The sequence below is a fragment of the Streptomyces sp. NPDC036764 genome (assembly GCF_055609385.1).
In genome coordinates this window covers 2,324,583-2,338,532 of the sequence record NZ_JBVJPT010000001.1, presented here as the reverse complement: position 1 = coordinate 2,338,532, position 13,950 = coordinate 2,324,583, and the positions used below count along the sequence as shown (strand labels likewise).

Annotated in this window: 7 protein-coding genes and 2 pseudogenes; all 9 read left to right on the top strand. The window is 68.2% G+C overall.

Annotation, left to right across the window (positions count from 1 at the left end; all coding sequences use genetic code 11):
• Window positions 1–168: 168 nt before the first annotated feature.
• Complete coding sequence (locus ACZ69Q_RS09620) at window positions 169–1,794, top strand: PucR family transcriptional regulator (protein WP_471039037.1); 1,626 nt, start codon at window positions 169–171, stop codon at window positions 1,792–1,794.
• Window positions 1,795–1,929: 135 nt separating this feature from the next.
• Window positions 1,930–2,145: pseudogene (locus ACZ69Q_RS09615) on the top strand (AbfB domain-containing protein); the annotation flags it as partial.
• 578 nt (window positions 2,146–2,723) lie between these two features.
• Entirely contained in the window at window positions 2,724–5,030 is a 2,307-nt protein-coding gene (locus ACZ69Q_RS09610; RefSeq protein ID WP_471039033.1) for a beta-L-arabinofuranosidase domain-containing protein, read from the top strand.
• A gap of 162 nt (window positions 5,031–5,192) precedes the next feature.
• On the top strand, window positions 5,193–6,614 hold the full coding sequence (locus ACZ69Q_RS09605; protein WP_471039029.1) for a non-reducing end alpha-L-arabinofuranosidase family hydrolase: 1,422 nt from the start codon (window positions 5,193–5,195) through the stop codon (window positions 6,612–6,614).
• 84 nt (window positions 6,615–6,698) lie between these two features.
• On the top strand, window positions 6,699–8,345 hold the full coding sequence (locus tag ACZ69Q_RS09600; protein ID WP_471039026.1) for a glycoside hydrolase family 27 protein: 1,647 nt from the start codon (window positions 6,699–6,701) through the stop codon (window positions 8,343–8,345).
• 260 nt (window positions 8,346–8,605) lie between these two features.
• Window positions 8,606–8,701: pseudogene (locus tag ACZ69Q_RS09595) on the top strand (IS3 family transposase); the annotation flags it as partial.
• 1,005 nt (window positions 8,702–9,706) lie between these two features.
• Window positions 9,707–11,383 (top strand): extracellular solute-binding protein, encoded by a 1,677-nt coding sequence (locus tag ACZ69Q_RS09590; protein WP_471039022.1) that lies wholly within the window; start codon window positions 9,707–9,709, stop codon window positions 11,381–11,383.
• The gene (locus ACZ69Q_RS09585) at window positions 11,383–12,444 is read left to right on the top strand and encodes an ABC transporter permease (protein WP_471039018.1); all 1,062 of its coding nucleotides are present in this window, start codon (window positions 11,383–11,385) and stop codon (window positions 12,442–12,444) included. Before ACZ69Q_RS09590 ends, ACZ69Q_RS09585 begins: the two co-directional genes overlap by 1 nt.
• Window positions 12,441–13,367 carry a carbohydrate ABC transporter permease gene (locus tag ACZ69Q_RS09580; protein WP_471039016.1) on the top strand — a complete coding sequence of 309 codons (927 nt, stop codon included), beginning with the start codon at window positions 12,441–12,443 and terminating at the stop codon, window positions 13,365–13,367. The genes ACZ69Q_RS09585 and ACZ69Q_RS09580 overlap by 4 nt, the downstream gene beginning before the upstream one ends.
• Window positions 13,368–13,950 lie beyond the last annotated feature (583 nt).

Sequence of the window (13,950 nt, the reverse complement as noted above, 5' to 3'; positions counted from 1 at the left end):
CGATCTGTCCGGCCGGGACGCGACATCCGGACGATGTGTCAGCCTCCGCGGGACATGCGGGGCCCCTCGCTCACGGACCGCTCTTGCGCTGGTCAGCGACGCTTGTCACAGTGGCCGGGTACTCCCGGGCGCTGGGCCCGTGCTCGGCAGGGACCCCATGGAGACACCGTGAACGACGACCACCCGGCCGGACATGGGCCCACCCGTGCGCTCACCGTGGCCGACGTCCTCGCCCTTCCGGTCCTGGCCGCGGGGCAGCCCCAGGTCGTGACCGGCGAGCCCCACCTGGACCGGCCGGTCAGATGGGTCCACATCACCGAACTGACCGACCCCGCGTCCTTCCTCAAGGGCGGGGAGCTCGTCCTCACGACCGGCATGCCGCTTCCGGAGGACGCGGCCGGTGTGCGCCGCTACGTCGACGAGCTCGCCGACGTCGGGGCGGCGGCGCTGGTCATCGAACTCGTACGCCGCTACCACCGCCCGCCGGACGGACTCGTCGACGCCTGCCGGCTGCGCGGCCTCCCCCTGGTCACGCTCGCCAAGGACGTCAACTTCCTGGAGGTCACCCAGGTTGTGCACGCCCTGCTGCTCGGCAACCAGACGGAGGCTATGCGCCGCACCCAGCGCATCCACGAGGCGTTCACCGCCCTGACCCTGCGCGGCGCAGGCCCGGAGGACGTTCTGCGTGCGGCGGCGGAGATGAGCGGCCGCACGGTCGTTTTGGAGAACCTGGTGCACCAGGCCCTGATCTGCGAACCGTCAGGGCTCACCGTCGAGGAGGCACTCGCCGACTGGGAACAGCGCTCCAGGGCGACCGGGCCCGGCGACCACACGGCGATTCGCGGCCCGGAGGGCTGGCTCACCGCCGCCGTCGAGTACCAGGGCGAGCGCTGGGGTCGCGTGGCCATGCTCCCGGCGCGCAGCGACGGACCGGCGTTCGGGACGGAGGACGTCACCCTGCTGGAGAGGACCGCGATGGCACTGACCGTCGCGCGCCTCATCCACCCCACCCCATGGGAACGCACCGCACACCGCAACGCCCTGCTCGACCTCGTGGAACAGCGCCACCGCTCCGCGGAGGACGCGCTCGCCCGCTGCTCGGCGCTGGGCCTGCCGGCCGATCGAAGCCGCTTCGTCGCCGCCCTGGTGGACCTGCGCGGGGGGAAGGGGGGAGCCGAGACCGAGTCCCGTCTGTGGCAGGAACTGAGAACGGCAGGCGTCCCGGCCCTCGTCGGCGAACTGGCCCCCGACCGCCTCGGCATCCTGCTGGCTCTGCGCACCTCCCAGCCCTGGCGTCCCATCGTCGAGCGCCTGTCCGGCACGGTGCTGGGCCTCGCCCCGGAAGCGGTCGTGAGTGTCGGCTCCGAGGTCACGGACCTCACCGACACCGCCCGCTCTTTCCGTGCGGCGGCCCGCGTCGCCGAGGCCACCCCGCCCGGCGAGCCCCTCCCCTCGGACCGTTCCTTCCACGAGCTGTCCGACATCGGCCTGCGCCGCCTGCTGTACGCGCTGCGCGAGGATCCCCGCGTCCAGGAGTACACCGAACGGCAGCTCCGGCGCCTCATCGACCACGACACCCAGCACGGCACCGACCTGCTGACGACCCTGCGCCACTACCTCGACGCGGCCGGCAACAAGACGACCGCCGCCCGTCGGGGCGGCCTCTCCCGCGAGACCATGTACCAACGTCTGCGCACCATCGAGCGTCTCCTCGCCCGTGACCTCGAATCGGGCGACCAGCGCACCGAACTCCACGTGGCCCTCACAGCCCTCGACGTGATGCGAGCCGACTGACACACAACGCCGGGCAGCCATCGGCAGGGACACTCAGTCCCCGCAGCGCAACTCGGTCGTAGCCCGCCCCGCGTTGAGGCACCATCTCCCAGGGCGTCCGGGCTTTCGGCCTGCGCCGACGGGGACTACCGGGTCCGCCTCGACAGCAGCAACGACACCGACACCTTCAACAAGGACGCCACCTACTGCGCCCGTCCCGGCAGCACATCCGACTCCGCCAGCCTGGAGTCGTACAACTACCGCGGCCGCCACCTCCGCCACTACAACTACGCGCTGCGCGTGGGCCTCCGCCAGAACACCGACACGTTCCGAGCCGACAGCCCTTTCACGGTGGTCAGCCCCTGGGCCTGACCCGTCCGTCCCACCCCCTGCCGTACCGTCGCGCCCGCCAGTGCACCGGCCACTTCTTGATGCCCCCTCAGATGGAGCGGCGCAGGCGTGGCGGGAACCCTCTCAACAGTTCGAGCTGACCTTATCCAGCTCGCGCACTCTTCACACGCCTTCTCACCACATCCCATGTTTGGCTCGACGCAAGGGCGCCGGTCGCCCCTCCGGGAAGTAGCGCCGGTCGGACCGCTCCGGGAAGTAGCCAAGTATTTCGTGTCACGGGACTAGACAGGGGCAACATCCATATCCGTTAATCCATCCCATGTATCAGTGGAGAGGACCCATGGGACCGAGACCCCTGTGGACCCCAGGCCTCCTTGCCTAGCCGGGCTGCCGGATGAGCCTCATGCGCATCACCTCTGGCCGGCATGGCGGCCGGGACGGCGGTCGCCCCCAACGCCTCCGCTCAGATTCGTGCCCTGCTGGACGCCTGGCGCCACATCGGCAGCAGACAAGTCCATGACGTGCCGCATCCGCTCGCCGGACATGCGAGCCAACACCCACGACCAACCTCTCGCTCTCTCCTCACCGAAAGGTGCAAGATGGCCTCCTCCGTCAGCAGACGGCGCCTCTTACAAGTAGCCGGGGCCACCGCCGCCGCCTCTGCCACCGGATCCTTCATCGGCAGTTCTCCCGCCCACGCGGCCATCCCTCCCGCAAGAGCCGACATCGGGGTCTCCGCGCACCCCTTCGCACTCGACCAGGTCCGGCTCACAGCAAGCCGGTGGCTGGACAACCAGAACCGTACGCGGAACTACCTGCGGTTCGTCGATGTCGACCGGCTGCTGTACAACTTCCGCGCCAACCACCGGCTGTCCACCAACGGCGCGGCTGCCACCGGCGGCTGGGACGCGCCGGACTTCCCCTTCCGCACCCACGTCCAAGGGCACTTCCTCACGGCGTGGGCACAGCTGTACGCCGTGACCGGGGACACCGTCTGCCGGGACAAGGCCACCACCATGGTCGCGGAGCTGGCCAAATGCCAGGCCAACAACAGCGCCGCCGGTTTCGGCGCCGGGTACCTCTCCGGCTACCCCGAGTCCGACTTCACCGCTCTCGAGCAGCGGACCCTGTCCAACGGCAACGTGCCGTACTACACCATCCACAAGACCCTCGCCGGCCTGCTGGACGTATGGCGCCACATCGGCAGCACGCAGGCCCGTGACGTGCTGCTCGCCCTGGCGGGATGGGTCGACTCGCGCACGGGCCGGCTGAGCGGCCAGCAGATGCAGGCCATGCTGGGAACCGAGTTCGGCGGCATGAACACCGTGCTGACGGATCTCTACCAGCAGACCGGCGACGCGCGGTGGCTCACCGTCGCCCAACGGTTCGACCATGCCTCGGTGTTCGACCCGCTGGCGTCGAACCAGGACCGGCTCAACGGGCTGCACGCCAACACCCAGGTACCCAAGTGGATCGGGGCCGCCCGGGAGTACAAGGCCACCGGCACCACTCGCTACCGGGACATCGCCACCAACGCCTGGAACATCTGCGTCGGCACGCACACGTACGCCATCGGCGGCAACAGTCAGGCGGAGCATTTCCGCGCCCCGGGCGCCATCGCCGGCTACCTGAACAAGGACACGTGCGAAAGCTGCAACACCTTCAACATGCTCACCCTCACCCGGGAGTTGTTCGCGCTGGACCCGAACCGGGTCGCGCTGTTCGACTACTACGAGCAGGCCTGGCTGAACCAGATGATCGGCCAGCAGAACCCGGCCGACAGCCACGGCCACGTCACCTACTTCACCCCGCTCGAACCGGGCGGCCGACGCGGTGTGGGCCCGGCGTGGGGCGGTGGCACTTGGAGCACCGACTACGGCACCTTCTGGTGCTGCCAGGGCACGGGCCTGGAGATGCACACCAGGCTCATGGACTCCATCTACTTCCGCAGTGACAACACGCTGATCGTGAACCTGTTCGTGCCCTCGGTGCTCAACTGGTCGGAGCGCGGAATCACGGTCACCCAGACCACGACATACCCCGTCAGCGACACCACGACCGTGCAGGTCACCGGCAACGTCGGCGGAACCTGGGCGATGCGCATCCGCATCCCGGCCTGGACCACCGGGGCCACCATCAGCGTCAACGGCGCGGCGCAGAACATCACCACCACGCCCGGCAGCTACGCCACCCTGACCCGCTCCTGGACCTCCGGCGACACGGTCACCGTCCGACTGCCCATGCGGATCGTCATGCGAGCGGCCAACGACAACGCGAACGTCGCCGCGATCACCTACGGCCCGGTGGTCCTGTCCGGCAACTACGGTGATTCCTCGCTCAGCTCGCTCCCGTCGCTGAACACGTCCTCGATCACACGGACCAGCAGCAGTTCGCTCGCCTTCACCGCCACCGCCAATGGCTCCACCGTCAATCTGGGCCCGTTCCACGACGCGCACGGCCACAACTACACCGTCTACTGGAACGCCGGCGGCACCGTCCGTCTCGCCAACGTGGGCAGCGGTCTCGTGCTGGGCGTCCAGAACATGTCCACGGCCGACGGTGGCCGCGCTCTGCAGTGGCATGACTCGGGCACCGCCGACCACGACTGGCAGATGATCACCGACGGAAACGCGGTCCGCTTCCGCAATGCCAACAGCGGCAAGGTGCTCGGCGTCCAGGGCATGTCCACGGCGGACGGCGCGACCGTCCTGCAGTGGTCGGACAACGGCACCACCGACCACATATGGACGCTGCTCGACCAGGGAGACGGGACCTACAAGATCCGCAACGCGAACAGCGGCAAGTTGCTCGCCATCGCGGACAACTCCACCGCTGTCGGCGCGTTCGCAGTCCAGGACTCGGACAACGGCACTGCCGACAACCGGTGGCGCATCGTGAGGAACTGAGTCCGTCGCGGAACCAGGTCCTGGTCGCTCTCCGCCCTTCAATTTGCTCGACGCTTCGACCGTTGTTCGACATACCGAACGTGGAGTCGGGTCGCAGCACATCAGTCCGGACAGCCTCTGACGGGGCCAACCGGAACCGCTCACCCAAAGAATGAGGTCCCCATGCGCAGACGCAGTTTCAGCCGCAGACCCCTGTCTGTGACGCTCGCCGCGGCGGTCGCGGCCCTGGTCTCGTTGGCGGCGCTGCTCGTCGCCGGCCCGGCTCAGGCGGCCACCACCGGCACCTTGCGCGGCGTTGCTTCCGGCCGGTGTCTCGATGTGCCGGGCGCCAGCCAGACCGACGGCACGAACGTGCAGATATGGGACTGCACGGGTGGGACCAACCAGCGGTGGACGCTGACGGACAACAACCAGTTGACCGTGTACGGCAACAAGTGCCTGGATGTCCCGGGCCACGCCACCACGGCCGGTACCCGGCCGGTGATCTGGTCCTGCAACGGCGGTACGAACCAGCAGTGGCGGGTGAACTCCGACGGCACGGTCGTCGCCGTGGAGTCAGGGCTGTGCCTGGACGTGTCGGGCGGCGCCACGGCCAACGGCACGGCGGTGCAGCTCTGGAACTGCAACGGCGGCAACAACCAGAAGTGGACGGGCCTGTCCGGAGGGGGCAGCACGTGTGCTCTTCCGTCGACGTACCGGTGGAGCTCGACCGGTCCGCTGGCGCAGCCCGCGAACGGGTGGGCCTCGCTGAAGGACTTCACCACCGTGACGTACAACGGCAAGCACTTGGTCTACGCGACGTACTCCGACGGCAACTGGCACTCGATGGGCTTCAGCCCCTTCACGAACTGGTCGGACATGGGCTCGGCCGGCCAGACCGCGATGAGCCAGTCGGCGGTGGCGCCCAAACTGTTCTACTTCGCGCCCAAGAACATCTGGGTGCTGGCCTCAAATGGGTGGGGTACCCAATGGCCCTTCGTCTACCGCACGTCGAGCGACCCCACCAACCCCAACGGCTGGTCCGCGGCGCAGCCGCTGTTCACCGGCACAGTCCCCGACGGCAGCGCGATCGACCCGACCCTGATCGCCGACGACCAGAACATGTACATGTTCTTCGCCGGTGACAACGGCAAGATCTACAAGTCGACCATGCCGATCGGGAACTTCCCGGCCAGCTTCGGCTCGTCGTACACGACGGTCATGAGCGACACGGTGAAGAACCTGTTCGAGGCGCCGGAGGTCTACAAGGTCCAGGGCCAGAACCAGTACCTCATGATCGTCGAGGCTCGTGGTGCGACTGAGCAGCGCTTCTTCCGTTCGTTCACGGCCACCAGCCTCAACGGTCCATGGACCCCGCAGGCCGCCACCGAGTCCAACCCCTTCGCGGGCAAGGCCAACAGCGGCGCCACCTGGACCAACGACATCAGCCACGGTGACCTGGTCCGCAACAACCCCGACCAGACCATGACCATCGACCCCTGCAACCTGCAGTTCCTCTACCAGGGCCTGGCCCCCAACATCCCGCCGGGCACCGACTACGTGAACCTGCCGTACCGGCCGGGCCTGCTCACCCTGCAGCGCTGACCCACACGACCAGAAGCTTGTGACCGTGCCCATCAGGCACGGTCACAAGCGGCTTCCGCCTTGTCTCCCAGGAAGGAACCCTCCATGGTTCCCATACACAGACGACTGCTGCGTCTCCTCGCAGCCACCGCGCTGACGCTCACCGCCTGCGTCACCGCCTCCGCCGGCACGCCCGCCGAGGCCGCGCCCGGCAGCCCCGCGCTCACCCCGCCGCTCGGCTGGAATAGCTGGAACAGCTTCGGGTGCGGGATCACCGAGGCTCAGGTGCGCCAGGCCGCCGACGCGATGGTGTCCTCGGGCATGCGCGACGCCGGCTACCAGTACGTGGTCGTCGACGACTGCTGGTTCGACCCGCAGCGCGACGCGGCGGGCAACCTGCGGGCCAACCCGACCAAGTTCCCCAGCGGGATGAAGGCGCTCGGGGACTACATCCACAGCAAGGGCCTGAAGTTCGGCATCTACCAGGCGCCGGGCGAGGTCACGTGCGCGCAGGGCGTGGGCACCTACCCGGGCGCCACGGGCAGCAAGGGCCACGAGGCCCAGGACGCCGCCTCGTTCGCCTCATGGGGCGTCGACTACCTCAAGTACGACTGGTGCTCCGGCAGCGGCACCCTCAGCGAGCAGATCGCACAGTTCACCCTCATGCGCGACGCCCTGCGCGCCACCGGACGGCCGATCGTCTACAGCATCAACCCCAACAGCTTCCACGCCCCCACCGGAGACAAGTACAACTGGGGCGAAGTCGCCGACCTGTGGCGGACGACCGAGGACCTGCTCGACATCTGGCAGAACAACAACACCAACAGCTACCCGATGGGCGTCGGCAACGTCCTGGACGTCACCGCCCCCCTGGCCGCACAGTCGGGCCCCGGGCACTGGAACGACCCCGACATGCTGGTCGTCGGACGTCCCGGCCTGTCACTGACCGAGTCCCGCTCCCACTTCGCCCTGTGGGCACTGCTGGGCGCTCCGCTCATGGCCGGAAACGACATCCGCACCATGTCCGCCGACGTGAGCGCGATCCTGCGCAACCCGCGTCTGCTGGCGGTGAACCAGGACTCGCTGGGCGCGGGCGGGCGCAGGGTGCGCGACGACGGCGACACCGAAGTGCTCGCCAAGCCCCTGTCCGACGGCTCCGTCGCGGTGGGCCTGTTCAACCGCGGGAGCAGCACCGCGACCGTCAGCGCCACGGCCGCGCAGGTCGGCCTGTCCGGTGGGCCGTTCACCCTCACCGACCTGTGGACCGGCACCACGTCCAGCACCTCCGGGCAGATCTCGGCGAGCGTCCCCGCGCACGGCGTCGCCGTGTTCAAGGTGAGCGGTGGCAGCCCGCTCGCCGCCACCACCGCACGCCTGCGCGGCACCGGATCCGGCCGCTGCCTGGACGTGGATCGCGCCTCTACCGCGGCCGGGGCCACGGCACTGATCTGGGACTGCCACACCGCCGCCAACCAGTTGTGGACCACCTGGGCCGGCGGCGAGATCCGCGTCTACGGCGACAAGTGCCTTGACGCCTACAACCAGGGCACCACCAACGGCACCCGGGTCATCACCTGGCCCTGCAACGGCCAGAACAACCAGAAGTGGACCGTCGGCCCCGACGGGTCGATCCGCAACGTCCACGCGGGACTGTGCCTCGACGCCGAACAGGCGGGAACCGCCAACGGGACCCCGGCCATCCTGTGGACCTGCAACGGCCAGAACAACCAGAAGTGGACCACGCTGCCCTAACCCGCCGCCCCTGCCCGCGCAGGGAGACGCCCGATCAGAAGAGGGCAGTCCCGCAACAGCATGCCAGGCTACGGGGACTGCCCTCCTCCACCGGAACCGGGACTTCGAACCCATCACCGCACCCACCGGCCGGGCACTCCAGCGGCACGGCCCGGACTCCGGCAGACGAACAGTGAGCTGACCCCGGTTTCGTGCAGTCCCTGAAGCCAGGCTTATGACCCTGACCCCACAAGGAGGCCCGGCGAGGGGTCCGCCAGGCTGAGGCGGACGGCATCTATGGCGCCCGCCGGATCACCCGCGCGCTGCGGCGCAAGGGCGCTGACGTGACCCGCTGCACAGTCGAACGGCTGATGCGGGCCGGGGTGTCGAGGCCCCTGAGAGCACGTCGGGTTGCCTCGGGGGCGAACTCGCCGAGCCGGAAGCGGACCGAGAGCTGACGGCGTACCGCCGTGTCGATGTCCGCGTCCGTCAACAGGCCCCGTTGCAGGGCTCCTCGGACCCACGCGGTGATCTTCGAGTGTCCCTGCCGTGGTCGGTGAACCTGTTGACTCCGGTCAGCAGCGCGGCGGCGTCCGCCTCCTCGTGGGTGTCGAAGTAGTGCTCGGGGTCGACCAGGTGGTCCGGCGCGTCAGCGTCCGAGCAGACCAGCAGATCCTCGGTTCAGGTGTGCAGGTGCTCGCGCAGATACGAGGGCGAGAGACGTGGCGGGGGCGCCGCGCAGGGGGATGGTGTACGCGGTGGCGATGGCCGAGGTGGGCTTCGGTCCGCATCGCGCGGGTCTCCTTGGAGCGGACTCGCCGACGCGTCGTACGAGATTCGGTGTTCCAGGCCGCCCTGAGCCGACCGCCTGCGCCGCGCCGCGGAGCGCCACCAGACCGTGCGGAAGGCCGCGAGACCCAGAGGCTCGGCCGTCGGCTCGAGCCGGTGCGTGCAACCCGATTCGTCGAGTGCGAGCCACCGCGGAAGGTCGTCGATGCGCTTCGCGCGCGGCAACTGCGAGTCACGGAAAGGTGGTGGTGTGTGCGGCGTGCACCCGGACCCATGGGACTCCCTTGAGACGGAGCGGCCAATCTTTCGAAGCGCTTCGATACTCGTTAGGCGCCGGAAAGGTGTCAAGAGATCAACATGGCTGTATCAAGCGGGACGCGGAGCGAGGCCCCTCCGGCGCATCGGAGGAATCTTGGAAGCGACCCTTGTGCGCCTAGGGGTGTTCACTTAACCTCGCTGCAACATCGAAGCGCTTCGACTGCGACAACGTCGCAGTCATGGGATGTCCCCTTTCAGCTCGGCCGGTTCCAGTCACAACACCGCAACCGACGCCCCCCGTCGGGCGTCCAGGTGCGACATGAAGGGTTGACGCAATGACGCCGAACGCCGCCTCCACCTCCGGGCCCAGCCGGAGAAGCTTCCTCGCCTCCACGGCGGTCGCCACCGCAGCGGTGGCCGGTGGGATGCCGCTGCTCACCGCCTGCGGCGGTTCGGAGGGCGGATCGCGCGAGGGGGCCACCTCGGGCAAGGACGCCGACAAGCTGCTCCCGACATACGTCGCCAGCACGGTCGCCAAGCCGGACATTTCGCCGAAGAACGGTTCGGCCGCCGGCTACACCAGCAAGATCGACCTCGCGGCCCTTGCCACCTCGGTCCCGACCAAGCTCGGTACCGGCGCTCCCCTCAAAATCATGTCCCCGCTCTGGGGCACCCCGCCGAAGCCAGGGTGTGCGTACTACACAACACTCGACTCGGAGGCGGGCACCAAGATCACCTGGCAGAACCAGGACGGCAACACCTACGGCGAGAAGCTCGGCGCGGTCCTCGCCTCCAGCTCCATACCCGACATGGTGGTCGTGCCCGGCTGGGAGCTGGTCGGCAAGATCTCGAGCGCGGTCACCGCGAAGTTCATGGACCTCGGCCCCTACCTGGCGGGCGACAAGGTCAAGAAGTACCCGAACCTGGCCGCGATACCGTCCGACTCCTGGCGCATGAGCATCTTCGGCGGCGCGCTGCGCGGCATCCCGATGCCCGCCGCCTCCGTGCCCAACATCGTGCCCTTCTATCGCAAGGACATCTTCGACAAGAAGGGCTACACCGTCCCCAAGTCGGCCGAGGAGTTCCTCAGTTGGGCCAAGGAGGCCACCAGCGCCAAGGCCAAGGTGTGGGCATGTGGTGACATGAGGTGGTCGGCGGCAGGCTTCTTCGGTGTCCAGCCTGCCGGGTCGCTCGGCTGGAACATCGGGGGCGACGGCAAGCTGACGTATCGCATCGAGCATCCTGAGTACCTCGAACATCTGGAGTGGGTCCGCAAGCTGTTCGCCGCGGGTGTGGTACATCCCGACGACAAAGCAAACACGGGCGATGCCACCCAGCGGTTCACCGCCGGGCAGACCCTGGTCGGCAACAGCGACATGTCCGGCTGGTACGGCATGACCGCCGAACAGGCCCAGTCCAACCCCGACTTCGAGATCGACGGCATGGACTACTTCGGCGCCGACGGCGGCACCCCGACGCTGTACGCCGGCCAGCCCGCCGGTATCTGGTCGATGATCCGCAAGGGCGCCTCGAAGGAGACGATCGAGAACGCGCTGGCCGCCGCCAACTTCGCGGCGGCGCCCTACGGCACCAAGGAGCGGATGTTCGTCGACTACGGCGTCGAGGGCACCCACTACACGGTCAAGAACGGCGCCCCGGTCAAGAACGATCGGGGTCTCCAGGAGGTGAACAACGCCTGGGTGCTGCTGGCGGCCCCGGCTCCCTACCTGGCCCACCCCGACTTGCCCGAGGTCACCCGCAAGCAGGTCGAGTGGCAGCAGCGGCAGGGTGCCTTCGTGAAGAAGACGTCCACCTACGGCATGAACATCGTCGAGCCGAGCCGCTACGCCACCCTCTCCAGCCAGTTCGAGCAGTTGGAGATCGACTTCGTGCGCGGCAACAAGAAGCTGTCCGACATACAGCAGGCCATCTCCACCTGGAAGTCCTCCGGCGGTGACAAGCTGCGCGACTGGTACAAGGAACTCCTCGACAAGAACGGCAGTGGCAACTGATGTCCATCACGGCCGGGAGCAGGCCCGACGGGACTCGTCCCCCCGCGGCCGTCGAGGAGCCGGCGGCCGTGGTCGCCGCAGCCACCGTGAAGGAGAGCGTGCCGCGCAGGGCGGGTAAGTCGCGTACGGCGGGCAAGGTTCCCCTCCGGGTCCGGTTGCGCCGCGACCGCACGCTCATCCTGATGACGCTGCCCGTCATCGTCCTGCTCCTGATCTTCAACTACATCCCGCTGCTCGGCAACGTCGTCGCCTTCCAGGACTACGACCCGTACGCCTCCAGCAACGGCATCACGGCGATCTTCCACAGCCCCTGGGTGGGCGTGGAGCAGTTCTCGCGGATGCTCGACGACCCGCTGTTCTGGAGCGCCACGAAGAACACCATCATGCTGTTCCTGCTCCAACTGGTGTTGTTCTTCCCGGTCCCCATCGCCCTCGCGCTGGTCATCAACAGCGTGATCCGGCCCCGGGTGCGGGCCGTGGCGCAGGCGATCATGTACCTGCCGCACTTCTTCTCCTGGGTCCTCGTCGTCACCGTCTTCCAGCAGATCCTCGGCGGCGCGGGCATCGTCGCGCAGACGCTGGAGCAGCACGGGTGGAGCGGCTTCGACCTGATGACCGACGCGGACCTCTTCAAGTACCTGGTCACCGCGCAGGCCGTGTGGAAGGACGCCGGCTGGGGGATCATCGTCTTCCTCGCCGCCCTGTCCGCCGTCAGCACCGACCTGTACGAGGCCGCCGCCATGGACGGCGCGGGGCGCTGGCGTCGCATGTGGCATGTCACGCTGCCCGCGCTGCGCCCGGTGATCGCGCTGCTGCTGGTCCTGCGGGTGGGTGACGCGCTGAGCGTGGGATTCGAGCAGTTCCTGCTCCAGCGGTACGCGGTCGGTGCGGGGGCCAGCGAGGTCCTCGACACCTACGTGTGGAACATGGGTATCCAGAACGGCGACTTCAGCTATGCGGCCGCGGTCGGTGTCGTCAAGGGAGTCATCGGAGTGTGTCTCGTCCTGGGCGCGAACAAGTTCGCGCACCTGCTCGGCGAGCAGGGGGTGTACAAGAAGTGAGCCTCAACACGCAACTCATCCGCAGTCTCAAGGCTCCCGCCCGCCCCGTGTGGGAGGAGCCGCCGAGCAAGGCCGGAATCACCGCCAAGAGCGGCTTCCTCATGCTCTGCTGCCTGGGGGTGCTCGGTCCGCTGTGGATCGTGATCGTCACCAGCCTCTCTCCCAAACCCGTGATCGACCGGGCCGGCGGCCTCGTCGTGATCCCCCGGGGCATCACCTTCGTCAACTACACCGAACTGCTCAGCGGCGGCCAGGTCAGCCGGGCCATTATGGTCTCGGTCGGCGTCACGCTCTTCGGCACCCTGTTCTCCATGGCGGTGTCGGTACTCGCGGCCTACGGGCTGTCCCGGCCGGGCAGCCTGGGGCACCGGTTCTTCCTGATGACCATGATGGCGACCATGTTCTTCGGGGCCGGGCTCATTCCGACGTACCTTCTGGTGCAGTCGTTGGGGCTCACCGACACCTATCTGTCGCTGATCCTGCCGAGCGCGGTCAGTGTCTTCAACATCCTTGTGCTGCGGGCCTTCTTCATGGGGATCTCCCCCGAACTCACCGAGTCCGCACGGATCGACGGGGCCGGTGACCTGCGCATCCTGCTGACCATCATCATGCCGCTCTCCCGCGCGGTCCTGGCCGTCATCTCCCTGTTCTACGCGGTCGGCTACTGGAGCGCCTGGTTCAACGCGTCCATCTACCTCACCGACCAGCAGATGATGCCGTTGCAGAACGTGCTCATCCAACTGGTCCAGAAGAACACCGAGGCGCCCACCGGCCTCCAGCAGGCGGTCCGCACCGGTCAACTCTCGGCGCTGGGGCTGCAGATGGCCGTCATGGTCCTCGCACTCATCCCCGTCGCGGTCGCCTCCCCCTTCGTCCAGCGGCACTTCAAGAAGGGCATGCTCACCGGAGCCATCAAGGGCTGACGCCCGACGGGATCGGGTGACGGGGGCTGGCTGTGATTGCCGGCCGCGGCTCTGCCGCGGCCGGTCACGCAGTTCTGCGCGCCCCTGAGCAGGTTCCTCGCCCCCAGCTTTCAAAGGGCAGGACTGGACATCGAGGACGCCTCCGCTGGGACTACCGCACCGACCGCTGGGCCCCGCTGACCGACCACCTCGGCTGGGACGACGGGAACCTCCTCGGCGTCGACGCCATGGGCCGTCGCCCCCGGCCTGCCCGAACCGGCTGTACCTGGACCCCAGCACGTACACGCAGCCCATCACCCACGGATGCGGCGCATGCCGTTTCGGACGGCTCTGAGGAGGAGGTCGCGGTCGGCGAGAACCACGTTGGCGGTGGCAGAGCGACGCAGTAAGGACCAGATTCCCTCGACCGGGTCGAGGTCGGGCACAGGAGGTCAGCCGGACGACGGTGAGCCAGGCTACCGGTGAGCCCTGACCGCAGGCTCACCCGCGGTTCTTTTGCGATCACCGTGTTCTTCGCTCCCCGGACAAGAGCATGGGCGACCGGCATTCGCACACGCTTTCGCGCGCCTTGGCCCTGTGGAGT